Genomic DNA, 25,883 nt, shown 5'->3' on the forward strand with positions numbered 1-25,883 from the left:
CCAATTCTAAACAATCAGGCCAAAACCAATACAATCCTGCATCCATTTTAGCCTGACAACCTTGGTGCTCCCAACAGGAGTCGAACCTGCGACCTATTGATTACGAATCAATTGCTCTACCATCTGAGCTATAGGAGCAAAATATACAATATTATTTTAATACAAATTTTCTTTATAATCAAATATAAAAAATTTTTTTATATTTCATCTACTTAAGCAGTAAAAATCATTAAAATTTTTAGTTTACTTTTAAATATATTGTTTATACTAAATTATATACTCTTTAATAGCAATTTCTAATTCTTAGTAGAAAAATCTATACTTTTTAGACTTTGACTTTCTTTGACTTTTAGTATACTATATAGATGTAATAAAAATTAATAAATAATAAAGTCATATACAAGGAGGTATGTATTATGTTTGATATGGTTCCATTTAGAAAAAATGATTCTATAAGAAGAGGTGATGATGCTGAGAACTTCTTCAATTCTTTCTTTAACAATGATTTTTTAACGCCATTTAACATGAACTTATTTAATAATGGACTTAAAGTTGATCTTAAAGAAACTGATACTTCCTATCTGATTGAAGCAGATCTTCCAGGTATAAGAAAGGATGCTATAGATTTGAATTTTGACAATAACTATCTAACAATATCTGCTAAACGAGATGACACTATAGAAGATAACAAAGAAAATTTCATAAGAAGAGAAAGAAGATATGGTGAATTTAAGAGAAGCTTTTATATTGACAATGTAGATGAAAAAAATATTACTGCTTCTTTTGAAGAAGGAGTTTTAAAAATTGAACTTCCAAAGTTAGAAAAAGGAAAGGGAACTAATAATAAAATAGAAATACACTAATTTACGCCTTCCTCTATAAACTCATAATAAACTATAAGGAACTATATTAAAAGTATAGTTCCTTATAGTTTATTCCTGATGTATTACATCCAGATTTCCAAATTTACTGAATTGCCCCATCCAAGCTAATTTTATGGTACCAGTAGGACCATTTCTTTGTTTTGCAATAATGCATTCTGCCACATTTTTTTCTTCTGTTTCTTTATTATAATATTCATCTCTATATAAAAACATAACTATATCTGCATCCTGCTCTATAGAACCTGATTCTCTTAAATCTGAAAGCATAGGTCTGTGATCCGATCTAGCCTCTGGAGCACGGGATAATTGTGAAAGCGCTATAACAGGACACTGCATCTCTTTTGCAAGTGATTTTATAAATCTAGATATTTCTGATACCTCCTGTTGTCTACTTTCCGAATTTCTTCCACCACTCATAAGCTGCAGATAATCTATAATTATAATATCTATACCATGCTCTATTTTTAATCTTCTACATTTGGATCTCATTTCCATAATGGATATTCCTGCAGTATCATCTATAAATATTTTTGCTTCAGCCAAAGGTCCTGAAGCTCGGGCAATGTTTTCCCAATCCTTATCCTCTAAATTTCCCGTTCTAAGTTTTAGCATATCTATATGTGCTTCAGAACATAATAATTTATATGCTAATTGCTCCTTTGACATTTCAAGAGAAAATACAGCCACTCTCTTACCCTCTCTTAAAGCTGCATATTCTGCTATATTCAATGCAAAGGTCGTTTTACCCATAGAGGGCCTGGCAGCTACCAAAACCATATCACCCTTTTGAAATCCTGAGGTTTTAGCATCTAATTCCCTAAACCCAGAAGCTACCCCTGTAGTCTGCCCTTTATTGTTGAACAATCTTTCTATCTCTAAAAATCCTCTTTCAAGTACAACATTCATAGGCTCAAAATCAGATACCTTTCTATTATTGGACAAATCAAATATAGATTTTTCGGCCATATCAATAGTTTTCTCTACATTATTTTGATTATTATAACTTTCCTCTATTATCTTTGTAGAAGCTTTAATAAGTTTTCTAAGGGTAGATTTATCTTTTATAATCTTTATATAAGATTGTAAATTAACAGTTGATACTATAGAGCCACTTAACTCACTTATATATGTTATTCCCCCTGCAGCTTCCAATTTAGATTTAGATTTCAAACTTTCAGTCAATGTTATTATATCTACAGCTATATCCCTCTTATATAAATCTAGAATAGCTTCAAATATAACCTTATGTGATTCTCTATAAAAATCATCAACTTTTAAGATTTCCATAGATTCAACTATGGAAGACTTATCAACAAGCATTGAACCAATTACACTTTGCTCAGCTTCCAAATTATGAGGTATACTTCCTAAAGGTGCATCCATGGATATCCTCACTCCTTAAACTTATATACAATTACTTCTATATTATTTACTAAAATACTATTTTCATCAATTCTTCAATATTAGATACTGGTTCAACTTTTATATCCTTAATATCCGTAGGTACCTCTTTCAGGTTTTCTATAGGTATAACCATTGTTTTTATTCCATTCCTTTTAGCACCATAGGTTTTCTCGAAGATTCCGCCTACAGGCTTTATATTACCTCTTAAAGATATTTCTCCTGTAATAGCAATATCCTGCTTTAAAGGCTTATTTAAAAGAGAACTTATTATGCAAACTGTAATAGCAGCTCCTGCAGAAGGTCCATCAATTCTTCCTCCTCCTATTATATTTACATGAATATCATAATCACTTATATCCTTATCCGTTATTTTTCTTATTACTGAAGCAGCGTTAAATACTGAATCCTTTGCCATACTTCCTGCTGTATCATTAAATCTTACAACTCCTCTTCCTTTTTCCTTGGCTTTAAATGCCACTGATTCTATTTCTATAGTAGAACCTATGTATCCACTTACTCCCAATCCATAAATATGGCCTACTTCATATTCTGATTTTAAAGACACCTCTTCAAAAGATTTAAACCTACCTATAGATATAATCTTTTTTAAATCTTCTACTGTAATCTTAATTTTGTTATTTAAATCTTTAACGCCGCTATTATAAAGTACATATCCATACACATCTGATAATATATTAATAGCCTTTCTTCCCTCAATAGTATACTTACTTATAAGTTCAGATACTCCACTTTCCATTTCTATATTCAACTTTAGTGCTGCATTTTCAACTATACTCTGTATATCTTTTATAGAAAGAGGCTCAAAATAAACTTCTGTACATCTTGACCTAAGAGCTGGATTTATTTCTCCTGGCTCCCTAGTAGTAGCCCCTATTAGTAAAAAATCTGCCGGAGCTCCCTTATCAAATAAATATTTTATATACTTTGGAATACTTTCATCATCAGGATCATAATATGAAGATGAAAATTCAACTCTCTTATCCTCTAATACTTTTAATAATTTATTTTGAAGCATTTCATCTAGCTCACCGATTTCATCTATAAAAAGTACCCCTCCATGTGCTTCTGTAACAAGTCCAAGCTTTGGTTCTGGTATACCCCCTTCTGCCAGATCCCTTCTTGTACCTTGATATATAGGATCATGTACAGAACCTAAGAGAGGATTTGTAATTTCTCTAGGATCCCATCTTAAGGTAGTACCATCAACTTCTACAAATTTAGCATCTTTATTAAAAGGAGTAAATTTTAATTTTTTTGCCTCTTCAAGAGCAATTCTGGCAGCAGTAGTTTTACCTACACCAGGAGGTCCATATAAAATTATATGCTGTGGATAGGGTGATGCTATTTTAGAAAGTATAGATTCCACAGCTCTCCTTTGACCTATAATTTCATCAAAAGTTTCTGGTCTTAAAAGTCTTTGTATATTTTTACTAAGACTTTTAGAATCTAATACTTCAAGTTTTGCATACTTTTTTAAAGTTTTAGCATTTTCTGGTCCTCTTTGCTTCTTTATAATACTTAATCTTACCTCGTCCATGTACTTGTCCTGACGTTCTGTAACATTCTTTTCTACTTCTCTTTCAATTTTAGTTCTTACATACCTCTCTGCTAAAGTCTCCGCAAGCCAATTATTGGTATCCTCTAAAGCATTATATATGTTAGACTGATTTGGTATAATACTTAATCCTTTTCCATCACTTACTATTTTATTTAAAGCATATATTCTTTTGAATACATCCTCACTGTTTATGTAATCTTGAAGATTATACTTTTCCACCTTGTCATTTATAGTGGCTTCATCCATAACTTTCTTTAATAAATCATATAATACTTTAACTTGAATATCTATTGGTATGGAATTATTCATTTCTTTATCCAAACCATCAATAAATTGTAACTTCACGAGTTTTCCTCCTTATTTTTCTGCAATAATTACTTTTATTTTTGTAGATATTTCAGGATATAATTTAACTTCCACATCATAAGTACCAAGCTGTCTTATATTATTAATTACTATCTTTTTCTTATCTATATTTATTTTAAATTTTTTATTTAGTTCATCTGAAATATCCTTTCCGGTTATAGAACCGAATATTCTTCCATTTTCTCCTGATTTAACAGTTAAATTTATTTCCTTTCCCTTTAATTCTGCTGCAAGCTTTTGTGCTGCTTCAATTTCTGCAAGCTTCTGTTTTCTTTCAGCTTCCTTTTTATTGTTCCATATATGAAGATTAGTTTTATTTGCCTCTTCTGCAAATCCTTTTGGTATTAAATAATTTCTGGCATATCCATCTGAAGCATTTATAACTTCACCTTTTTTCCCTAGAGTTTTTACGTCTTTTAATAATATAACTTTCATTTATTTTTCACTCTCCTTAACATATTTCTTTATGGCATCTTTTAATTTCAACAAGGCTTCATCTATAGTTACATATTCCAATTTTGCTCCTGCCATAGTAATATGTCCTCCTCCGCCTAAGGTTTCAAGTATAACTTGCACATTTATATCTCCTAGGGATCTTCCGCTAATGAATATTTCATCTTTTATTTTAACAAAAACAAAAGACGCTTGAATACCTGTAATATTTAGCAATTCATCTGCCGCTTGAGCTGCTAATAGTATACTTTCTATTTGCTTAGGACATACCGCTATAGCAATATTATTATATATATTAGCTGACCTTATAATTTCAGCCCTTTTCAAATAAGTTTTTAAATCATAAGAAAAAAATTTTTTTATTTCTATAGTATCCGCACCAAGTCTTCTTAAAAATGAAGCAGCTTCAAAAGTCCTTACTCCAGTTTTAAAATAGAAATTTTTAGTATCTACACATATCCCTGCAAGAAGAGCTTCCGCTTCTATAGTTTTTATGTCAGGCTTTTCTACCATATATGGCAGCATTTCCGTAACTAATTCAGAAGTAGATGACGCATACGGTTCAATATAACTTAAAAGTGAACCTTTAATAAAATCTGTAGTTCTTCTATGATGGTCAATTATAACCATCCTGCTAAATTTATTCACTAAATCCATACTTTCTACATAGCCTTCACTGTGAACATCTACAATTATGAGAAGACTGTTTTCATCCATTTTATCCTCACAATCTCTGCTATGTATAAATACATCCTTATATTCTTTTTCTTCCTTTATCTTAGCCAATATAAGTTTTGTACTTTCATTTGGATTATTTAATACAATATAACACATCTTACCCAGTAGACCTACCACACTGTGTATTCCTACTGCAGCACCTAAACAATCTATATCTGGCTTGATATGTCCCATTATAAATATACTACTGCTATCATTTATTATATCTACAAGTGCTTGAGCTACCACCCTTGCCTTTACCTTAGTTCTTTTTTCAACTTCTTTGGCTTTTCCACCATAAAATAGTAACTTATCTCCATTTTTTACGACCGCTTGATCTCCACCTCTACCTAATGCCAATTCTTTAGCCGATACCGCATATTTTTCATTTTCTAAAGGAGTGTCTCCTCCTCTGCCTATACCTATACTTAAAGTTACTGCAAGCTTGTTTCCCATGTTTATTTCTCTTACAGTATCTAATATTTCAAATTTTTTTTCCATTTCTTTTTCTATATACTTATTCTGTATACAAAATATATATTTATTGGATTCATACTTTCTAATCATTGCATTTAAACTCTGTGCATAAATATTTATAGTTCTTTCTATCTCTGCTATTATAAGTGGCCTATCATCTTCATCCATAGCCTTAACTACATCATCAAAATTATCCACTTCCATAAGCATTATAGTATCTTTATTTGCATTTATTGAATTTACCATATCATAGGATTGGCTCACATCGTAAAGATATAATATAACAATCTTATCCTTAGATTTTTCAGAAGTACCTACTATATTTGTGTATATATCATAATATTTATCCTTGATTTTTATATATTTAAATACACTTTCCTTGCCATTTACCGCCTGTTTAATATTAAAATCTCTTGCAATATTTTTAATATTTTGACCTAATATATCTTTTCCTTTTAATATAGAGGAAAAGTTCTGATTATACCAAAGTACATCTCCAGTTACCTTTATTATAACAAGGGGAAATGGGAATTTAACAAGTGTACTTGTAGTAGCTATATCAAGTTTAGATGAGAAATCTTCTATGAATTTTTTCCATTCATTTTTCCTGAATTTTGTATTTTTTATATTATAGATTACAAGCAGCACGTACAAAGCAATAGTTATGCTGCCAATTATTATATGTCCATACAGCATTAATAATAAAATCAGCACTGCAATTATTATCATATATACTTTATTACTAGTTATAAAATAATTATAATTATCTTGCATTAAATAAAACCCCCGGTACTATTTTTTTAACTTTCTATAAGGGTCGAGTTTTCTAAAATCAAATATCATATCTATAAATCCTATAATAGTATAAAATAAAGATAATCTTGACATGGCTGTAAATATTATTATTAAGGCAGCAATCTTTTTAGACATTTTGTACTTATCTATTAAATAATATGTAATCAATGCTATCCCATCTAATAAAAGTACGAATTGAAGTATAGTCCCTGATGAATTAGCCAGATATTCTCCTATAACTATATTTTTTCTATCGAGCAGCATTCCTATAACAAGAATTAAACCAACCAATGTACCTATTCTGGTATTCATATACCATTGACCAATTGGTTTAATTTCCTTAACTTCGTATCTTAATTTTTTAAGTACAACTAACGTTACCATATAATTTAAATAAGACGAAATAAATGATAAAATTACAACCATAGCTGGAATAAGTCTCATAATATATTCTGGTGTAAATACCTTAAATATTTCTTCGATTACAGCAGCTTCACTGCTTGACATTCCAGCTCTTTTATACATATCTTTGCTTAATTCCATTGACTGCTTTAAACCTGCCAGCATTTCATTAACAAATCCATATATTCCACCTTTATTTATGAGCATAGTATAAATAAACAAATAAAATATTATTCCTAAAGCAAAAGATATAGCTACAAAGATAATTGTATTTCCAAACTCTTTTTTATTTTTTATACAATATCCTAAAGTCATTCCTGTAAGCCCTATTAATAATATTGAAGCTAATGCACTTATAGGATTATAAAGCATTGCTATAAATATACCACTAGCTGCTACAGAAATCAAAGTAACCTTATAGTTTTGCCTTATATATAATATTGTTATAGGAATAGGTATTATAAAATTAATAACTATAGATAATATAGGTATATATATATTTATAAGAACTATTACTACTGTAAATGCCGTTATAATACCTGCTTCTGCTAAAGCCTTTACATTATACGTTTTACCTTGCATATCTACCTCCATTAATTTCTGTCTTTAAGATAATTATATAATTTGGTTAAATCTTTCCCATCTTTTTCTATTTTATCTTCTTCAATTATACCAATTTTTAACTTTCTTTTTATAGTTTCATCTACGGCTGTATGAGAGTATCCTAATCTTTCTGCAAGCAAGTATAATATTATTATTGCTCCAGAAATACAATCTAATATGGCTTCTTGTGCTACATTACTTCCTTTTGTAAGTAATTTAAAAAAATCTCCTATTATACATAGAAGATCCGCCTTTAAATCCTCTATCATTTTAACATTATACATTATGTTAAAATTTTGTTTTTTCATACAGTTCTCCTCCTATTCTTTAATTATATTTTAGTTTCTTTTATATTTTTGTGCAATAAATAGAAGTAATAGATTTAAACTTAATTGTATAATTTCAGATTAGGTTTAAAAAAAGTGAAGAATACAAATTCTTCACTTTTTAACTACTCTGTTGTAAATGGTAATAAAGCTATGTTTCTAGCCCTCTTAATCGCTCTAGTCAATTCTCTTTGATGCTTTGCACAGTTTCCAGAAATTCTTCTTGGAAGAATTTTTCCTCTTTCTGTAACATATTTTCTTAATTTATTTATATCTTTATAGTCTATAAACTCAGACTTATCCATACAAAAAGCACAAACTTTTCTCTTGGCTCTTCTTAATTTTCCGGAATTTCTTCTTCCGCCTTCTCTATTTGCCATACTGCTTCTCCCTCCTTACTCTTAAAATGGGATATCTCCCTCATCAACTGGAGTAATATCTTCTCCGTAGATATCTTCATTAAAACTTGAGTCTTTACCAAAATCTTCAGATAGAACTTCAGTGTTATTGTCTCTTACAGACTTCTGTCCCCATTCAAGAAATTGGACTTCTTCTGCAATAACTTCAGTAACATATTTTCTAATACCGTCTCTAGATTCATAACTTCTAGTTTGGATTCTGCCACTAATGCCTATAAGCTTTCCTTTACTCATATAATTAGCAGTAGATTCAGCTTGTTTTCCCCATACAACAATGGGAATAAAGTCTGCCTCTCTCTGTCCATCTCTAGTAAATCTTCTATCAACAGCTATAGTAAAGGTAGTAACTGCTTTTCCCATTCCTGGTGTAAATCTTAATTCCGGATCTTTAGTTAATCTTCCAATTAAAACAACTTTATTCAATTAAAACACCACCTATTTTTCATCCTTTACTATTATATGTCTAACAACTGTATCTGTAATTCTAAATACTCTATCTAACTCTTTTGGCAAAGTAGGATCAGCATTAAAAGTTATCAGGGTATAATATCCTTCGTTAACTTTTTTTATTTCATAGGCAAGCTTTCTCTTACCCCAAATATCAACGTTTTCTATTACACCTCCACCATTTTCTATTACACCTTTAAATTTTTCTACATTAGCTTTATAACCTTCCTCATCTAATGATGGGTGTAATATAAATATAGTTTCGTATTTACCCATTGAATTCCACCTCCTCCCCTCGGACTAATGGCTGTGATTTTCACAGCAGGGACTACGTTTTCTTATTTTACTACTTTTTCTATATAAAATCAATTAATTTTTTTAACAGCTAAAATTCACAATATATAATCATACTTCCTGTATATCAGGTGAGTTTTGCTTTATAACCTTTTTTATATTTTTTTCAAATTTACTTCTTGGAAGCATTACTATCCTGCTGCAACCACAACATTTTATTTTTATATCAGCACCAAGTCTTATCACTTCCCATTCATTACTGCCACAAGGATGACCTTTTTTCATCTGCACTATATCACCAATATAAAAAATTTTTTTCATATATTTATTCCTCCTTTAAAATTTTTACTGATGAATAAGGAATTTTAATATTTTCTTGTTTTAATACTTCCCATATTTGTTTTCTAAGTTTCATTTCCATATCCCATTGTGTCATTGTCTTTGTCTTACCGGCTATTCTAATAGTCACTCTATCATCTTTAATGCTTGTTATCCCCTGAACAGTCGGTCCTTCTACAATAACAGAATTTTCATTCTTAAACTTTTCACATAATTCCGACATTATACTCATAACTCTATTTATATTTTCATCATATGCAATATCTGTATCTATAATAATCCTAGCATTCCCTTTTGAGTGATTAGTAATTTGGGTTATAAGGCTATTTGGTATTATATGTAAATCACCATTAAAATCCCTTATTTTAGTAATTCTTAATTCTACACTTTCTACAATACCACCTTTGTCATCTATATTTATATAATCTCCCACTGCAAATTGATCCTCAAATAATATAAAAAAGCCATTTATTATATCTTTTATAATACTCTGTGCTCCAAGTCCAAATGCCACTCCACCTATACCTGCAAAAGTCAGACCGGTTATACCTATTTTAGGCGATATTATGGCAATTATACTAAATATGCCAAAGAAATATACTGCATATTTCAATACACTTCTTAAAATAGCTCCTATGGTTTTAGCTTTTTTATCATCCAATGAAATTTTAAAATTCTTCTGTTTTGAAACATATTTATTTATTATTTTATTTCCAATTTTAACGACAAGATACATAATGATTAATATAATTATTATTTTAAGGACTGTCTCTCCAAAATTATATATACTTTCTTTAGGTATTTTCAATTTTTTATATATTTCAATTAAACTTTCTTTCATATTTCCCCCCCATTTTTAAAAATGGTATTGTCAAAAATTTTAATATAATTTCTGACGTAACCCTTTCATTTTTAACAATTTTATATAAATAACTTGCTCCCCCCAAACTTTTAGGGTAAATTAGTGATTTGCAAAGTCATAATTTCCAGCAAAGAAGAAAGGAGCAAGCTACAAGCATGATTAACGAGTTTCTTGTTAAATACATTATTTACCTACACAATATGATTAACCTATTATTTATTCTTTTAGTTGGCAAACCCATGTTTACCCCTGCCTCTGACGAACCAGTAAAAAAGGAATATAGAAAGCTTCAGGTAGACAAAATACCTATATTTGAAATACCTGAAAAGCTTGATTATAAAGTTCTTCTACATAACTATTTTGAAAGTCACAAGAAAGAACTTACACCTGTTAAGCCACGTAAGAATAAAACTATCATTCCTAAAGAAGTTAAGTGTCCTAAATGTGGTGCTCCCCACCAGTATCTTTACGATAATAATGGTGGCAGAGGTCAATACCTTTGTAAGGTGTGCAACACAGTATTTAACCCTAAAAATTATTTTCAAAAGTCCGTTATTTTAAAATGTCCTTACTGTGGTAAAACACTTGAAAAAATCAAAACTCGCAAGGACTTTTATGTGCATAAATGTAAGAATGATGAGTGTGATTTTTATAAAACCAATTTAGCTTCAATGACTAAAAAAGAAAGAGAAGACTTTAAAAATAACCCTCACAACTATAAAGTTAGATATATAACTAGGGAATTTACTTTTGACTATAAGCCTTTTAGCAGTAAAAGCCCTGTTAAATCTAAAATTAGTCTGCCTAAAATAATGGTTTCGTCTCATACTTTAGGATTAATTATGTCTTACTACGTAAACTACCATATGTCTTCAAGACAGACGGCTTCAATAATGAGGGATATTCACGGTATTAAAATATCTCATCAAACAGTTTTAAACTACGCTGATGCTGTATCCCATGTGGTAAAGCCCTTTGTTGATAACTACAATTATGAGTTATCTAATTCTTTTTGTGGTGATGAAACATACATAAAAGTTAACGGTAAATGGCAGTATATCTTCTTTTTCTTTGACTCTGTTAAGAAAATTATTCTTTCTTATAGAGTTTCACCAAATAGAGATACTCTTTCAGCAGTTGAAGCTTTAGACGACGTTTTATCAAAGCTTAAGGATATACCTAAAAAACTAAATTTCATTGTTGATGGTAATCCAATCTACTTGTTGGCACAACATTTTTTCGCAAGCGAAGACATTAACTTCGATATTACTCAAGTCATAGGTCTTACAAACAATGATGACGTTTCAAAGGAATACAGACCTTTAAAACAGATAATTGAACGTCTTAATAGAACCTTTAAAGGCAGTTATAGGACAACCTGTGGTTTTAATAGTTCAGATGGTTCTATAGCATTTGTAACATTATTTGCTGCATATTTTAATTTTCTAAGAACTCATTCAACACTTAATCATAAGGTTCCAGTTCAAATACCTGTACTTCAAAGTCTTCAAACCATGCCAGCTCGTTGGTGTAAGCTTGTTGAACTAGCTCAAGACTATTGTATATCACAGGCTACCTCCTAAGATTTTATATCTATTTAGCTGAGCCCTAAAGCAGCTGTTGGCGTCAGCGAACCCTTGACAAACCGAATTAGACAAATTTTAAAATTGGTTTTCAGAGGGCTTTTTGTCATGTCTTTATATCTTTTCCCTTCGCCCTCTTCAAGGTAAAACAAAATTTGGATAATGTTTGTCAAGGGCAACTGCGGTTATTTGTAACAAACTTACATTTATGGGTGCCCTAAAAATTTATTATTTTATAGTTTTTCATAAACTTTTTACACTACCTTAAAAATTATAAATAAATTTAGATTATTTATAATTCATATTATTCCTTAGTCCATGCTAAAACATAGTACATTAATTAAATACTTCTTAATCTTTCATTAATTATGCAAAATTTTACTATTATAAGTATATACAAGGCTATTATATTATTTTATAATTATTATACATAGATTATTTTAACACATGAATTTTATTTAGAATTCATATGTTAAAATATTTTAGTCCACGATATAATTATATAACAAATATGTTTTGTTTTTAATAATATATATATGATTATTATGTAAATTAAAAATATATATTAGAATTATTATTAATAATCAAAATAATAGTAAAAATTTTATAGGAGTTGATATATACTCATGAGTGATTTGATAAATAAAATTGATAAAATTAGTATATTTTTTATAGTCTATACCATACTCTTCTTAACATTTTTTAATACTCTTGACTACACTTTACCTTTTGTCCTAGCTTTTTTATGTGCATTAGTACTTAGAAAGCCTACAATTTTTATTTCACAAAAACTAAAAATTAAAAGCGGAATTGCTTCTTTAATTACAACCTTGGTATTCTTTACAATAATAATAACTTTGTTAGTTTTAGGAATAACTACCATAAGTCAAGAAGCTATACAACTTGGGAAAAACACCCAAACATATATTTCTAAGAATTCAACTGATATATATAACTCATTTTATAAATTGCAAAAATATTATAACGATTTGGATCCTTATATAATAAATACTTTAGAAAAAAACTTTACGAATTTTGTTACTAAGACTTCAAATATAATAGTAGATTTTTCTGGCAAACTAGTATCTTATATAATAAATCTAATAGCCACAATACCTTACATATTGATGGTGGTGCTTTTTACTTTATTAACTACATATTTTTTTACAAAGGATATGAGTTCCTCCAAGATAAATATGCAAAATTTAATACCAAACAACAAAACAGATAAATTATTAAAAATATATTCTGAAACCAAAAAAATGTTAGGTAATTATTTACTTTCCTACATGATTATAATTTTATTTACATTTTTGGAAACCATAATAGTATTTTTAATTTTCAAAGTTAAATATGCTGTAATACTTAGCGTAATATGTGCTATAGCAGATTTACTTCCTATTCTAGGAATTGGAGCTATATATATACCTATAGCTTTTATCTACTTAATAGTATTTAAAAATTATGTTACATTTATAGGACTACTTATATGTTATATATTAGTTTCTATAATAAGGCAAATTATTGAGCCTAAAATAGTTTCATCTTCTCTTGGAATACATCCTGTAGCAGTTCTCGCAGCATTATTTATAGGATTAAAAGCAAATGGCATATCTGGAATGATATTTTGCATATTTTTAGTAGTATTTTTTAATATATTTAGAAAACTGGATATGTTCTAAATTTTATAACAAAATATATAAATTTATAGTATAAAAAACCTCTATATGGTAAAGATTCTAATATAGGAGGTTTTTTATGATTAAGAAATTAATAATAGATCCCACAGCTAAAAATTCAATATATACTTTAAGAGACACTATTAGTAATGAAATATTTCCTATAGTCAAATCTAAAAGAACCATAGTAATACTATGTATAGGAACAGACAGATCCACTGGAGATAGTTTAGGACCTATAGTAGGAGATAAATTAAAGTTTTTAGTAAGAAATAGAGTTGCATTATATGGAAATTTACAATATCCAGTACATGCTAAAAATATTTCCGATATAATAACTGAAATAAATTCTAAATATAATAATCCCTTTACAATAGCAATTGACGCTTGCCTCGGTAATATTCAAAATGTAGGTAAAATAATACTAGAGTCCAAACCTCTTCATCCTGGTTCTGCTATGAATAAATCACTTCCTAAAGTAGGTGATTTAAGTATAACGGGTATTGTAAATATATGTGGTGCAATGGAGTTTATGGTTTTACAAAACACCCGATTATTTACTGTTATGCAATTAGCTGATACAATTTCTAAAGGCGTATATCACTCTATATTAAAAACTATAGGTGGAAAAAGTAATACTAGTTTTCTCCGAAATGTAGAGGCTTGATATATAAAATATTTACTACTAATTTGTCTTTTTAATAAATAACATTTCATTAATTACAATATCTTTAAAAGTTCCATATGTCATTCATTCATAAAACCAGATGATTATAATAACCTTTTAATACAAACACAAAAAACTCCTTAAATTTATAAATATTCCAAAGGAGTTTTTTATTGAAATAAGACTATATTCTTTTATTTATGCAATCTTCTAAAACTTGTTGTTCCTCTTGAGATAAACCATATCTTGATAGACCACTATCTATAGGTTTAGCATAAGTAGTACTTTCATCTCTTCCATATATTCCTGTAATTATTACACCATCATTTTTTTCATCCAATAATGCTATTGAAAAACTCAAATCACTTCCTACATCTTCAAAGGCTCTATATCTTATAACAGATATTTTTTGTATACAACAACTTACTTTAGAATTCAAGTCGTTATAAAGATTTTTTATATTTTCATATTGATTTTTTACATTATCTATACTATCCAAATATCCAATAATAAATTCTTCTAAATTTTTATTATTAGAGCCTCTCATAAATTTTCTGTATCTTTTTTCCAATCTATTTAAAGACTTCAAAATTACTAAATTCATAATAAATAATATTATTATAATTATAATTAATCCAATTGTAATGTATACGTGTAATCCATTTATTAGGTTAATGATATTTTGCATATTTTTCTCCTTTCATAGAGATTAAAATGAATAATACTTTCTTTAAATTTAATAACATACCCATTATATATATATGAAAAGAATTTTTGTTTAAAAATGTTTCATGTGAAACATTTTTAAACAAATTAGATTTTTAATATATCCAATATTCTCTGCAAATCCTCCTGAGAATAATATTCTATTTCTATTTTACCTTTATTTCTTTTATCCATTAATAAAACTTTTGTACCAAATAAGTTTTCTAACTTGTCTTTTATATCTAAATAATAAACATTTTGTTCTTTAGTCTGATTTTGCTGTGGTTTTTTATGTGAATTAACATTTTTAATAAGTTTTTCTACATCTCTAACAGTAAGATTTTTATCTATAATAGTTTGAGCTAGCTTATATTGTAAATCATTACTTTCTAAGCCTAATAGGGCTCTTCCATGTCCTTCAGTAATGACTCCATCTATAAGATAATTTTGAACTCTATCATCTAAATTTAAAAGTCTCATACAGTTAGTAATCTTAGTTCTAGATTTTCCAATTTTATTACTTAACTCTTCTTGAGTTAAATTTAACTCAGTAACCAATTTTTTATAGGCTAGAGCTTCTTCTATGGGATTTAAATCCTGTCTTTGTATATTTTCTATTAGAGAAACTTCTAAAATTTCATTACCTGATAAATTCATTATAATTACAGGTATCTCTTTTATATTAGCTAATTTAGCAGCTCTCCATCTTCTCTCTCCTACAATTATACTGTATGTATTATCTTCAATTTCATTAACTACAAGAGGTTGTATTATACCATACTCTTTTATTGATTGAGAAAGTTCTAATATCTTGTCCTTGTCGAACTTTTTTCTAGGCTGACTTTTATTTGCAACTATGAAATCAATATCAATATATTTAATATCTTTTTGATTTTCTTCTCCAATGTCCAAAGTATTTTCAGGTATTAGTGCCCTAAGTCCTTTCCCTAATCCATATTTTTTATTCAAATCACATTCACTCCTTTTGCTTATGTAAAAATTCTTTAGTCAATCTCTCATAAGCTTCCGCACCTTTACACTTATCATCATAAAGTACTATAGGTAGTCCAAAACTAGGAGCTTCCGCCAGTCTTATATTTCTAGGTATAGTAGTATCATAAACTTTATCTTTAAAATACTTTTTCACCTCTAAAACAACTTGATTTGATAAATTAGTTCTGGTATCACACATACTCATAATTACTCCCTCAATTTTTAAATTCGTATTCAATGACTCCTTAACTAATTTAACTGTGTTTATCAATTGTCCAACACCTTCCAAAGCATAAAACTCACATTGAATTGGAATAAGCACACTATCTGATGCAGTAAGTGCATTTATGATCAATAGTCCTAAAGATGGTGGACAATCTATAAATATAAAATCAAAATCCTGTTTCAAGTTCTTTAACTTGCTTTTCAATATTTTTTCTCTGTTTTTCTTACTTATTAATTCTATTTCACATCCAGCCAATTCCATTATTGAAGGAATTATATAGAAATTATCTATAAGCTCACAGGGTACTATTGCCTCATTTATGTTAACCCTTGATGTCAAAACATCATATATAGAAATCTCTATATTTCTCTTATCAAAACCCAATCCGCTGGTAGTATTACCTTGAGGATCAATATCTATATTTAATATTTTATATCCTTGCATAGCTAAGTATGCACTTAAATTAATACAAGTGGTAGTTTTGTAGGGTAGGAACCCAACGTCTTACTGTAACCAAATCACAGCAGATTTTTGTGAACCCCCCTCCGAACCGAACGTACACCTTTCAATGTATTCGGCTCTCCAGTTATTTATATTAAAAGGTAAATCTATGTTAAGTTCTCCTTGTTTAAGCTACTTCCAAATTATATCATTCACATTTGCAAGAGGCTTATTTTTCCTCTCTAAGGACTCATTACAATAAATTATAGTTTCCATACCGTTTTTTGTCATATAATTGATTCCCACAACTTTTTTTAATACATTTTTATCTTTTCCCTTAAAGACTATACCATATTTATTTATTACCTGTTTAACTGATATTTGTTCTTTTCTTGCCAGAGTCTTTACCAAACTTAAATAATGATAAAATTTAAATTTTCTAACTTTTACATTCACATCTGAGGCTAAACAGTAATAATTATATAAATCTATGATTTCTCTATTATAGAGAGAAATTATTTTAAATACGGATAAGTTAATTCTAGAATTATTATGTATTGGCTTTCCATTTAAAATAAAAGGTTTAATTATTTTTCTTATCACTTCAGCAGGTATTAATAATTGTATTATTTCAGTATCTCTTTTTTCTTTAGATTTATCAATTTTATTACCTTTAAAATTATTATTTAATTTAGTTATTTCATAGCCTAAAAATTTCACTCTCTGTTTATTTAAATCAATGATAAAGATTTCTTCTTCGGTAATTTCTATATTTAACTTATCTTTTAAAAAAACTTTTATATTTTCTATCATATATTCAGCTAAATCTTTAGTTTCAAAAATAAAAATAATAAAATTATCTAAATACCGTATATATTTTACTTGTCCAAATTCTTTATTTATATATTTATCAAACTTATCTAAATATATATTAATCAATATATTAGCCAAATTTTCTCTTTGTGGTATCCCTGACCATGTATCATAATTTTTTTTTCCTTTCATATATCCTGCCGCAAGAAACTTACGAACAAGATTTATAAAACGTCCGTCAGATATTTTTTCACATAATAACTTTATAACAAAATCATAATTTATATTATAAAAACAACTTTCTATATTACCCTTAACAGCCCATCTAGCACCATTACAAGTAGTTTTTATCTTATAAAGAGCAGTATGACAATTTTTATTGGGAATAAATCCATGAGAATTAACACTAAAATTAACATTGTATATAGATTGGAGAATTTCCACAATTATTTGCTGTATTAAATTATCATATAAACCTTTTATTTGAGAATGTTTTTTATTTTGCTTATCTGATTTTTCTAATGACTCTGGATAATAACTTTCATTCTTTAATTTTTCAATTATTTTATGAACACCTTCAGTATTAAAACTATGTACTTTTTCTGTAACAACATTGCCTGTATTTTCACCTGCAGAATAAACTTGAAAATATGCCCTTAAATAGAAATCCATATTAAATAAATATCTATATATTCTTTGAAATTTATAATTTGGGTTCTTATTAGATTTATCTTTTAATATTGCCAATATTAATTCAGCTTTTTGCATTTCGCATACCTCCTTAATTAGACAATAAAAATAACCTTCCTTCCTTCGCCATGTAATAGGCTTTCCCTATCTCGGACTACTATGAAGGTTCCGTAATCATAATGGATATTTAAAATTTTTCAATTCACAGTACTTAAAATATTCCACCTTAGACTATCTCCGTTTAGATTAATAAAAGCGATAATATGACTTAGGTCTTCTGTTCGTTTCTCGTACACCTCATAATAAGATGTTGGGAATATCTACAACGTTAATAAAACACAGGTAAAATTTTATTTTTAAATATTCCGTTTACGTATTCAAATGGTCTTCGTAAACCCCGGCAGTTAGAGCTAAGAAACTAGAATTCAAGCAATCCAGCCTTGACCTTATCATATCCTAACCTTGCATATCAGTATCTTAACCATCTTTAGAAACTATATGCTTTAATAGACATGCTATGGTTCCCTTGATGTTTCCACCTTCAGGTAAGTCTATTGGTTAACAAGGTATCGTTGTAACCTTGACTGTATTTAAACAGCATTCTTTTATAACCCATTACGGACGCACACCTACGCCGCCTTTTTGATTAAATATGGATATTATTTTCATTTAAGTTCCCCCTTTCTAGGTTTTCTATTTTCTTATTTTTAATTATATATTTTTATTTACAATAATAAAAGAGTTTTTGCTATAAATTCTTTTATTTATAGCAAAATACATATAAAATTTATAATTTTATCCATCAATTTTATATGTACAATATAAAATTGAAAAATACAAAAAATTAAAGTAAAATGTTTCACGTGAAACATTTTACTTTTTAAGAATTATAATCACCAATTAATATCATCCAATTCTTTATTAACAAGTTCTCCTAAAGATTTTTTAAATTCAGCTACCTTAATGGATTCTTAGATACGATACCTGCTTTTCTTGGATACTTACCAGAAGTATGTATTATTTTTTTTATTACTACTAAATTATGATTGAACTCATCATCTTCAACTTTTATTATATCTTCAATTTTACCACCTAAAATATTAATTGCATTCTTGCTTTCTGTAATCTCATCTTCAACAGAAGGCCCTTTCATTGCTATAAAATATCCTCCCACTTTTATATAAGGAATACAAAATTCACTTAAAACTGTTAAATTAGCCACGGCCCTTGATACTACAACATCACTCTTTTCCCTATACTCTATTTTTCTTGCAAAATCCTCTGCTCTTCCATGTATACATGTTACATCATTTAATTTAATATTTAAGATAACTTGATTTAAAAAATTTATTCTTTTATTCAAAGAATCCAAAAGTATAAGTTTTACTTCTGGTTTAATTATTTTTATGGGTATACCTGGAAATCCTGCACCAGTTCCCACATCAATGATACTTTTAGCATCTTTTAAAGGCAAAAATTTAAATACTCTGATACTATCTATGAAATGCTTCTTAATTATATCTTTTTCATCTACTATAGCAGTAAGATTCATCTTATCATTCCATAATTTAAGTATATCCTTATATTCAATAAACTTATTATACTTTTCTTGGTTAAAATTTAGTCCTAAATCTTTACATACAGTGTCCATAATCTCAAAATAATCCATAATATTTTCTCCCAAATTGTTATTTTATAGAAGTTTTTCTCTATGTTTTTTCTCCAGATGAACTAATAAAACAGAAATATCTGCTGGTGAAACTCCTGAAATTCTGGAAGCTTGACCTATACTTATAGGTCGTATTTTCTTTAACTTCTGATTTGCTTCTATTCTTAATCCCTTAACTTCATCATAGTCTATATTTTCAGGTATAAACTTACTTTCAAATTTCTTAAACTGTTGAACCTGCTCTAGCTGCTTTTTTATATATCCCTCATATTTTGAAATGATATTCACTTCTTCTTGAACATCTTCATTTAATTCAGGTCTATCCCTATCAAGCATCTGAAGTTTAAAATAATCAAGTTCTGGTCTTTTTATCAATTCGTATAAACTTACACTTTTTTTCAATTCAGATGAATTCAATGAATTTAAAAACTCAATTACTTCTTTCTTAGGTGTTATATAAAGATTCTTTATTCTTTTTATTTCAATTTCTATATTATTTTTTCTCTCTAGATATTTATCATATCTTTCTTTAGTAACCAACCCTATTTTATATCCCATTTCTGTAAGCCTTAAATCTGCATTATCTTGTCTAAGTATAAGCCTGTACTCAGAACGGGATGTCATCATTCTATAAGGCTCTTCCGTTCCCTTTGTAACTAAGTCATCTATTAAAACTCCTATATAAGCATCAGATCTTTTTAAGATAAAAGGTTCTTTTCCTTTAACTTTAAGGGCAGCATTGATACCTGCAACTATGCCCTGTGATGCTGCTTCTTCGTATCCAGAACTTCCATTTAACTGACCTGCTCCAAATAACCCTTCAACTTTTTTAAATTCTAAAGTAAGTTTTAACTGCAGTGGATTTATACAATCATATTCAATAGCATACCCTGTCCTTAAAAATTCCACATTTTCAAGGCCTATTATAGTCCTATACATAGCAATCTGAACATCTTCAGGCATTGATGTAGATGCACCATCTACATATAACTCATTTGTATCTTCACCTTCAGGTTCAATAAATATTTGATGATTTTCCTTATCTGGAAATCTAACTATTTTATCCTCAATAGAAGGACAATATCTTGGTCCTACTGACTTAATGGAGCCATTAAAAAGAGGAGATCTATTTATATTTTCTCTTATAACTTTTGTAGTATTTTCTGTAGTATATGTTAAATAACAAGACACCTGTTTTCTATCTAAATTCTCACTCATAAAAGAAAAAGGAACTATTCTTTCATCACCTGGCTGTTCTACCATTTTAGAAAAATCCACGCTGCGTCCATTTACTCTAGCTGGTGTACCTGTTTTAAATCTTCTGATTTCTATTCCCAAATCCAATAAGCTTTGTGAAAGATCATTGGCGGGCATAAATCCATTTGGACCTGAACTATAGCTTACGTCACCTATAATTACCTTACCTTTTAAATAAGTTCCTGTAGATAGAACGATAGTTTTTGTTTCAAAATACGCCCCATTCTTGGTTATAGCGCCACAAACTTTACCTTCATTGTCAATTCTTATACCTATCACTTCTAATTGTTTTAAATCTAAATTATGCTGTCTCTCAAGTACACTTTTCATTCTTCCTGAGTAATTTCTCTTATCTGCTTGTGCCCTTAATGAATGCACAGCAGGTCCTTTAGAAGTATTGAGCATTCTTGACTGTATAAAAGTAGCATCAATATTTACTCCCATCTCTCCACCTAAAGCATCTATTTCTCTTACTAAATGTCCCTTAGCAGTTCCCCCTATATTAGGGTTACATGGCATAAATCCTATGCTATCTAAATTCATGGTGCACATTAAAGTTCTACAACCCATTCTAGCTGCAGCAAGTCCTGCCTCACATCCAGCATGACCTGCACCTATAACTATTACATCATATCTTCCTGAAAAATACTCCAAATCTAATTACCTACTTTCCTAAACAAAATTGTGAAAATATTTTATCTATTATATCTTCTTCTAAAGTATCACCAGTTATTTTTCCTAAATTAATCCATGCATTTTTTATATCTATAGACACTAAATCTATAGCTAAAGTACTTTTTAATGTTTGCAGGGCTTCAATACAACTTTCCTTAGCTCTAATTAGTCCTTCTTTATGTCTGGTATTAGTTATAAACAAATCTTCTGACTTAATTTCTCCTTTAAAGAATAATTCTTTAATACAGTTCTTGATTTTATCCAAACCTTCTCCATTTTTAATAGAGGTTTTTATTATAAATCTTGAATTTAAATTACAAATATCATTTAAATCTATTTTATCACCTATATCAGTTTTATTTAATAAAATAATGTATTTTCTATGATTTACATAATTTATTATTTCATTATCTTCCTCGTCCAACTCTTTACTTGAATCCAACATTAATATAACTAAATCCGATTCATCTATTTTTTCTTTAGACTTTTCCACACCTATTTTCTCTACTATATCATCAGTTTTTCTTATACCAGCTGTATCAATTATTTTTATAGGAATTCCACCTATATTCATATACTCTTCTATAACATCCCTAGTTGTACCAGGTATATCTGTAACTATAGCTTTATTTTCTTCAATTAAAGAATTCAATAAAGATGATTTTCCTACATTAGGTTTTCCTACAATTACTACACTCAAGCCCTCTCTAACTATTTTTCCTTCTTCTGCATTACTCAATATATAATTTATTTTATCTAATATTTTATTTATCTTTAAGTAAACCTGCTCTGAAGTGATTTCTTCTAGATCTTCTTCTGGATAGTTGACAGTAGCTTCTATATGTGCAATTATCTCTAAAAGTTCTTCTCTCAATAAATTAATTTCTTTAGAAATTTTACCTTGTGATTGCTGTACAGCCGATTTTACTGAAATATGGCTTTTCGCCCTAATTATATCAATTACTGCTTCTGCCTGACTTAAATCAATCCTTCCATTTAAAAATGCCCTTTTTGTAAATTCGCCAGGTTCAGCAAGTCTAGCACCTGCTTTAATAACTTCTTCCATTACCTTTCTTGTGGCTAATACTCCACCATGACAGTTTATTTCTACTATATCTTCAGCAGTATAGCTTTTAGGACTTTTCATAAAGCTTACAAGCACTTCATCTAATATTTCACCAGTATCTTTCTCTATTATAAAACCATATCTCATGGAATAAGGTTTTATATCTAATAAGTCTCTATGATTTTTTCCTCTAAATATACTATTAGCTATACTGAGAGAATTTTCTCCTGAAATTCTTATAATAGATATACCACCTTCTCCTAAAACGGTAGCAATAGCTGTTATTGTATCAAATTCTAACATAATCTTAGTTTCCTCCAAATAAAATTATATAACTTTTAAAGATTTAAAAAAAGAAAGCCTTTAGGCTTTCTTAGAATTTCTTAAAATCTACTACAACTCTTCTAAAAGGTTCTTGACCCTCACTATAGGTATTTACATAAAAATCATTTTGAAGTGAAGAATGAATTATTCTTCTTTCATAGGGATTCATTGGTTCTAATTTTACAGTTCTACCTGTCCTTTTAACCTTTTCAGCAACTTTTCTTGCAAGTCTTTTTAATGTCTCTTCTCTTTTTAATCTATAATTTTCTGTATCTAAAATAACTCTTTTATATTCCATATCATGATTTTTATTTACTACAAGACTTATAAGATATTGAATAGCATCTAATGTTTCTCCTCTATAGCCAATAAGTATTCCCATATCAGAACCAGTTAAACATATTTTTATAACATCATTATTCTCTTTAATTTGTATTTCAGCTTTTACTTTCATACAATGCAGAATATTTTTTAAAAATACATTTGCCTCTTTTATGTAGTCTCTTTTTACCTTAACCTTTATTTTAGCGGGCCTAACCCCTATAAAGTTCAAAAAACCTTTGTTACCTGGATCTAATATTTCAATTTCCACTTTATCTCTTTCAACTCTTAACTCCAGTAATGCATTTTTGATTGCTTCTTCAACAGTCTTTCCAGTAACCTCTATAATTTTCATAATACGCAGCCACCCCCTAAGCTTTACTAGGACTAGTGTTCTTCTTGGTTCCAATCCTCTTTATAACTAAAGTTTGTGCTATTTGAATCAAATTACTAACAACCCAATACAATACCAATGCAGATTTAAAACTCAAGCTCATAAATACCATAAATCCAGACATTCCTATATTCATAGTTTGTGTCTGTTTGGCCTGTTCACTATTATTTGAAGACATCATAAAATATGTAGATAAATAAGTAGTTATTCCAGATAAAATAGCAAGAAATATATCTCTTTTAGCTAAATCACTTATCCATAAAAAACTAACACCATTTATTCCAGATAAATTATTAAAAACATAGTAGAGGGCAATTAAAATAGGCCATTGAATAAGAAGTGGTAAACATCCGCTGAAAGGACTAGCACCTTTTTCCTTATATAATTTCATCATTTCCTGCTGAGCTCTTTGTGGATCTTTTTTATATTTTTCCTGCAACTTTTTAACTTCTGGCTGAATTTCATTCATTATAAGTGACGACTTCAACTGTTTTACACCTAATGGAAGTATTATAATTCTAATTATTAAAGTCATTAAAATTATTGCTATGCCATAAGATACATTTTGATTAGGTATAAGTGAAGTCACATTACGATGTAAAAACTCAAAAAACTGAACAAAAGCATTATTTAGATATTGCAAAACTTTACTCCTCCTGAAATTTATTTAACTGGGTCATATCCACCCTTACAAAATGGATTGCACCTCAATATTCTCTTTATAGACATAAATCCACCTTTTATAATACCATGTTTTTGTAAAGCTTCCAATACATATTGTGAACAAGTAGGATAAAATCTACAACAAGGTACCTTTAGAGGGGAAATGTATTTCCTATATACTTTGATTAAAAAAATTAAAAACTTTTTCACTTATACAAACCTGCTTTTTTAATTAAATTTTTCACAGAATTATTTATCTCCACATAACTTTTTCCGTTAGATGTCTTTCTAGCTATAAATACTAAATCGTACCCATTTTCAACTTTTATATAGTCCCTATTTAGTCTAAAACTTTCTTTAATTAATCTTTTAATTCTATTTCTAATAACACTTTTACCTACTTTTTTACTTACCGATACACCTAATCTATTTACATTCTTTCTATTCATATATACATATAATACTAACAAATTATTAGAAAAAGATTTTCCCCTTTTATATACAGCCCTAAATTCTGCATTTTTTTTTATCCTATAAACATCCATCTGTCTTTGCTCCTTTTTTCTGCTTGCAGAAAAAGGCCACAAAAGCGGCCTTATGCTGTTAATCTTTTTCTACCTTTTTGTCTTCTTCTCTTAATAACATTTCTTCCTGATAGAGTTCTCATTCTCTTTCTAAAGCCATGCTCTCTTTTTCTTTGCTTCTTTTTTGGCTGATAAGTCATCCACATAATCCACACAACTCCTTTCTTCAAGTTTAATATTTAATAACATTTATTTAACATTATAAAATTCAATAAGCATAATTACTTCTGAAACCGAATATTAAAAACAAAAATCTAACTTTTTAAATACATTTACAGTAGAAACACTAAATCCATCCTAAAGTTTCACTATTAAATTATATATTCACTAAGTTACAATGTCAATACAAATTAAAAAGTATAGAATTCAATAAAAAAGTTCACATATCAACATTTTTATTTATTTTTGTGGATAACTTATTGAATAGGTAGTTGCGTTTTGATATTATATTATAGGGACTTGTGGATAAATTTATAATTCATATCACTTATCCACACTTGTGGATAAGTATGTGTATAACTTTATAATTTATGTGTATAACATATTTCTATATATGCATTATTGCCCAATTTATCTAGTATTATTCACTGTTGATAATGTTGATATATATTTTGTTAATAATGTGGATAACTTTTTTTATTTAAAAATATCCACATTATTATACACATGTGAATATTTTTATCCACATGTGTCAAAAAAATATAATATACTTATAATTTTCTGTGGATATATTGTGAATTATTTTTATAAGACTGGAGGATACAAA

General features: G+C 28.4%; 26 protein-coding genes, 1 tRNA gene and 1 pseudogene. 4 read left to right on the top strand and 24 right to left on the bottom strand.

The annotated features are described in order from the left end of the window. Positions 1-62: 62 nt before the first annotated feature. Positions 63-138: transfer RNA gene (locus tag BS101_RS21700), tRNA-Thr, on the bottom strand. A 278-nt stretch (positions 139-416) separates the two neighbouring features. Between BS101_RS21700 and hsp18 the strand changes: the two genes are divergently transcribed. Further along, positions 417-863, top strand: coding sequence for a heat shock protein Hsp18 (hsp18, locus tag BS101_RS21705; protein ID WP_073540953.1), 447 nt, complete (start codon positions 417-419; stop codon positions 861-863). Positions 864-932: 69 nt separating this feature from the next. Here the strand turns inward: hsp18 and BS101_RS21710 are convergent, their stop codons facing one another. The 11 genes from BS101_RS21710 to BS101_RS21760 all read right to left on the bottom strand — a co-directional run bounded on the left by BS101_RS21710 (position 933) and on the right by BS101_RS21760 (position 10,346). Further along, positions 933-2,267 (bottom strand): replicative DNA helicase, encoded by a 1,335-nt coding sequence (locus tag BS101_RS21710; protein ID WP_073540955.1) that lies wholly within the window; start codon positions 2,265-2,267, stop codon positions 933-935. Between the two features lie 49 nt (positions 2,268-2,316). Beyond that, positions 2,317-4,176, bottom strand: a complete 1,860-nt coding sequence (gene lonC, locus BS101_RS21715; RefSeq protein ID WP_198039628.1) for a Lon family ATP-dependent protease — start codon at positions 4,174-4,176, stop codon at positions 2,317-2,319. A gap of 48 nt (positions 4,177-4,224) precedes the next feature. Further along, positions 4,225-4,668, bottom strand: coding sequence for a 50S ribosomal protein L9 (gene rplI, locus BS101_RS21720; protein ID WP_012104217.1), 444 nt, complete (start codon positions 4,666-4,668; stop codon positions 4,225-4,227). Further along, positions 4,669-6,654, bottom strand: a complete 1,986-nt coding sequence (locus BS101_RS21725; protein ID WP_073540970.1) for a DHH family phosphoesterase — start codon at positions 6,652-6,654, stop codon at positions 4,669-4,671. It abuts the gene before it with no gap. Between the two features lie 18 nt (positions 6,655-6,672). Beyond that, positions 6,673-7,659 (bottom strand): YybS family protein, encoded by a 987-nt coding sequence (locus tag BS101_RS21730; protein ID WP_073540972.1) that lies wholly within the window; start codon positions 7,657-7,659, stop codon positions 6,673-6,675. Positions 7,660-7,670: 11 nt separating this feature from the next. After that, a complete protein-coding gene (locus BS101_RS21735; protein ID WP_073540974.1) occupies positions 7,671-7,988 on the bottom strand; it encodes a MazG-like family protein in 318 nt (105 codons plus the stop codon). 143 nt (positions 7,989-8,131) lie between these two features. Further along, positions 8,132-8,386, bottom strand: a complete 255-nt coding sequence (gene rpsR / locus BS101_RS21740) for a 30S ribosomal protein S18 (RefSeq protein WP_012104221.1) — start codon at positions 8,384-8,386, stop codon at positions 8,132-8,134. 21 nt (positions 8,387-8,407) lie between these two features. Then, on the bottom strand, positions 8,408-8,848 hold the full coding sequence (locus tag BS101_RS21745) for a single-stranded DNA-binding protein (RefSeq protein WP_073540976.1): 441 nt from the start codon (positions 8,846-8,848) through the stop codon (positions 8,408-8,410). A gap of 12 nt (positions 8,849-8,860) precedes the next feature. After that, positions 8,861-9,148: a 30S ribosomal protein S6 gene (rpsF, locus tag BS101_RS21750; RefSeq protein WP_012104223.1), complete on the bottom strand. Its 288-nt coding sequence runs from the start codon at positions 9,146-9,148 to the stop codon at positions 8,861-8,863. Between the two features lie 129 nt (positions 9,149-9,277). Next, positions 9,278-9,487, bottom strand: a complete 210-nt coding sequence (locus tag BS101_RS21755) for a DUF951 domain-containing protein (RefSeq protein WP_073540978.1) — start codon at positions 9,485-9,487, stop codon at positions 9,278-9,280. A 4-nt stretch (positions 9,488-9,491) separates the two neighbouring features. After that, a complete protein-coding gene (locus tag BS101_RS21760; protein WP_073540980.1) occupies positions 9,492-10,346 on the bottom strand; it encodes a mechanosensitive ion channel family protein in 855 nt (284 codons plus the stop codon). Between the two features lie 221 nt (positions 10,347-10,567). Here BS101_RS21760 and BS101_RS21765 point away from each other — a divergent pair, with 221 nt between their 5' ends. The 3 genes from BS101_RS21765 (at position 10,568) to yyaC (ending at position 14,296) form a co-directional block, all read left to right on the top strand. Beyond that, positions 10,568-11,950 (top strand): DDE-type integrase/transposase/recombinase, encoded by a 1,383-nt coding sequence (locus tag BS101_RS21765; RefSeq protein ID WP_207649440.1) that lies wholly within the window; start codon positions 10,568-10,570, stop codon positions 11,948-11,950. A gap of 626 nt (positions 11,951-12,576) precedes the next feature. Beyond that, a complete protein-coding gene (gene ytvI / locus BS101_RS21770) occupies positions 12,577-13,632 on the top strand; it encodes a sporulation integral membrane protein YtvI (protein WP_073540984.1) in 1,056 nt (351 codons plus the stop codon). A 76-nt stretch (positions 13,633-13,708) separates the two neighbouring features. Then, positions 13,709-14,296, top strand: a complete 588-nt coding sequence (gene yyaC, locus BS101_RS21775; protein ID WP_073540986.1) for a spore protease YyaC — start codon at positions 13,709-13,711, stop codon at positions 14,294-14,296. Positions 14,297-14,480: 184 nt separating this feature from the next. On the opposite strand, the gene BS101_RS21780 is transcribed toward yyaC, so the two are convergent. The 12 genes and pseudogenes from BS101_RS21780 to rpmH all read right to left on the bottom strand — a co-directional run bounded on the left by BS101_RS21780 (position 14,481) and on the right by rpmH (position 25,263). Continuing rightward, positions 14,481-14,984 (bottom strand): DUF4446 family protein, encoded by a 504-nt coding sequence (locus BS101_RS21780; protein WP_073540988.1) that lies wholly within the window; start codon positions 14,982-14,984, stop codon positions 14,481-14,483. A 125-nt stretch (positions 14,985-15,109) separates the two neighbouring features. Then, complete coding sequence (locus tag BS101_RS21785; protein ID WP_073540990.1) at positions 15,110-15,970, bottom strand: ParB/RepB/Spo0J family partition protein; 861 nt, start codon at positions 15,968-15,970, stop codon at positions 15,110-15,112. Positions 15,971-15,977: 7 nt separating this feature from the next. Then, positions 15,978-16,703, bottom strand: a pseudogene (locus BS101_RS21790) (ParA family protein); the annotation flags it as partial. Between the two features lie 150 nt (positions 16,704-16,853). Then, positions 16,854-18,242: a reverse transcriptase/maturase family protein gene (locus BS101_RS21795; protein ID WP_073540994.1), complete on the bottom strand. Its 1,389-nt coding sequence runs from the start codon at positions 18,240-18,242 to the stop codon at positions 16,854-16,856. A gap of 877 nt (positions 18,243-19,119) precedes the next feature. Then, complete coding sequence (gene rsmG, locus BS101_RS21800) at positions 19,120-19,833, bottom strand: 16S rRNA (guanine(527)-N(7))-methyltransferase RsmG (protein WP_073540996.1); 714 nt, start codon at positions 19,831-19,833, stop codon at positions 19,120-19,122. Positions 19,834-19,857: 24 nt separating this feature from the next. After that, positions 19,858-21,744, bottom strand: a complete 1,887-nt coding sequence (gene mnmG / locus BS101_RS21805) for a tRNA uridine-5-carboxymethylaminomethyl(34) synthesis enzyme MnmG (RefSeq protein ID WP_073540998.1) — start codon at positions 21,742-21,744, stop codon at positions 19,858-19,860. A gap of 10 nt (positions 21,745-21,754) precedes the next feature. After that, positions 21,755-23,134: a tRNA uridine-5-carboxymethylaminomethyl(34) synthesis GTPase MnmE gene (mnmE, locus tag BS101_RS21810; RefSeq protein WP_073541000.1), complete on the bottom strand. Its 1,380-nt coding sequence runs from the start codon at positions 23,132-23,134 to the stop codon at positions 21,755-21,757. Between the two features lie 70 nt (positions 23,135-23,204). Next, entirely contained in the window at positions 23,205-23,831 is a 627-nt protein-coding gene (gene jag / locus BS101_RS21815) for an RNA-binding cell elongation regulator Jag/EloR (RefSeq protein WP_073541002.1), read from the bottom strand. A gap of 16 nt (positions 23,832-23,847) precedes the next feature. Continuing rightward, a complete protein-coding gene (locus tag BS101_RS21820) occupies positions 23,848-24,513 on the bottom strand; it encodes a membrane protein insertase YidC (protein WP_073541004.1) in 666 nt (221 codons plus the stop codon). 20 nt (positions 24,514-24,533) lie between these two features. After that, positions 24,534-24,743 (bottom strand): membrane protein insertion efficiency factor YidD, encoded by a 210-nt coding sequence (yidD, locus tag BS101_RS21825; RefSeq protein ID WP_012104237.1) that lies wholly within the window; start codon positions 24,741-24,743, stop codon positions 24,534-24,536. Then, positions 24,740-25,078: a ribonuclease P protein component gene (rnpA, locus tag BS101_RS21830; RefSeq protein WP_073541006.1), complete on the bottom strand. Its 339-nt coding sequence runs from the start codon at positions 25,076-25,078 to the stop codon at positions 24,740-24,742. The genes yidD and rnpA overlap by 4 nt, the downstream gene beginning before the upstream one ends. A gap of 50 nt (positions 25,079-25,128) precedes the next feature. Beyond that, a complete protein-coding gene (rpmH, locus tag BS101_RS21835) occupies positions 25,129-25,263 on the bottom strand; it encodes a 50S ribosomal protein L34 (protein ID WP_012104240.1) in 135 nt (44 codons plus the stop codon). Between the last annotated feature and the right edge of the window lie 620 nt (positions 25,264-25,883).

Origin of the sequence: Clostridium kluyveri (assembly GCF_001902295.1) — a bacterium.
Taxonomy (GTDB): Bacteria; Bacillota; Clostridia; order Clostridiales; family Clostridiaceae; genus Clostridium_B; species Clostridium_B kluyveri_B.

Coding starts and splice junctions, on each gene's coding strand:
- ytvI (WP_073540984.1), top strand. CDS start 12,577: ATGAGTGATTTGATAAATAAAATTGATAAAATTAGTATATTTTTTATA.
- BS101_RS21760 (WP_073540980.1), bottom strand. CDS start 10,346: ATGAAAGAAAGTTTAATTGAAATATATAAAAAATTGAAAATACCTAAA.
- BS101_RS21780 (WP_073540988.1), bottom strand. CDS start 14,984: ATGCAAAATATCATTAACCTAATAAATGGATTACACGTATACATTACA.
- hsp18 (WP_073540953.1), top strand. CDS start 417: ATGTTTGATATGGTTCCATTTAGAAAAAATGATTCTATAAGAAGAGGT.
- jag (WP_073541002.1), bottom strand. CDS start 23,831: ATGAAAATTATAGAGGTTACTGGAAAGACTGTTGAAGAAGCAATCAAA.
- BS101_RS21735 (WP_073540974.1), bottom strand. CDS start 7,988: ATGAAAAAACAAAATTTTAACATAATGTATAATGTTAAAATGATAGAG.
- BS101_RS21710 (WP_073540955.1), bottom strand. CDS start 2,267: ATGGATGCACCTTTAGGAAGTATACCTCATAATTTGGAAGCTGAGCAA.
- rpsF (WP_012104223.1), bottom strand. CDS start 9,148: ATGGGTAAATACGAAACTATATTTATATTACACCCATCATTAGATGAG.
- yyaC (WP_073540986.1), top strand. CDS start 13,709: ATGATTAAGAAATTAATAATAGATCCCACAGCTAAAAATTCAATATAT.
- rpsR (WP_012104221.1), bottom strand. CDS start 8,386: ATGGCAAATAGAGAAGGCGGAAGAAGAAATTCCGGAAAATTAAGAAGA.
- mnmE (WP_073541000.1), bottom strand. CDS start 23,134: ATGTTAGAATTTGATACAATAACAGCTATTGCTACCGTTTTAGGAGAA.
- rnpA (WP_073541006.1), bottom strand. CDS start 25,078: ATGGATGTTTATAGGATAAAAAAAAATGCAGAATTTAGGGCTGTATAT.
- BS101_RS21765 (WP_207649440.1), top strand. CDS start 10,568: ATGATTAACCTATTATTTATTCTTTTAGTTGGCAAACCCATGTTTACC.
- rsmG (WP_073540996.1), bottom strand. CDS start 19,833: ATGGATTATTTTGAGATTATGGACACTGTATGTAAAGATTTAGGACTA.
- BS101_RS21755 (WP_073540978.1), bottom strand. CDS start 9,487: ATGAAAAAAATTTTTTATATTGGTGATATAGTGCAGATGAAAAAAGGT.
- BS101_RS21795 (WP_073540994.1), bottom strand. CDS start 18,242: ATGCAAAAAGCTGAATTAATATTGGCAATATTAAAAGATAAATCTAAT.
- lonC (WP_198039628.1), bottom strand. CDS start 4,176: ATGAATAATTCCATACCAATAGATATTCAAGTTAAAGTATTATATGAT.
- rplI (WP_012104217.1), bottom strand. CDS start 4,668: ATGAAAGTTATATTATTAAAAGACGTAAAAACTCTAGGGAAAAAAGGT.
- BS101_RS21730 (WP_073540972.1), bottom strand. CDS start 7,659: ATGCAAGGTAAAACGTATAATGTAAAGGCTTTAGCAGAAGCAGGTATT.
- rpmH (WP_012104240.1), bottom strand. CDS start 25,263: ATGTGGATGACTTATCAGCCAAAAAAGAAGCAAAGAAAAAGAGAGCAT.
- BS101_RS21725 (WP_073540970.1), bottom strand. CDS start 6,654: ATGCAAGATAATTATAATTATTTTATAACTAGTAATAAAGTATATATG.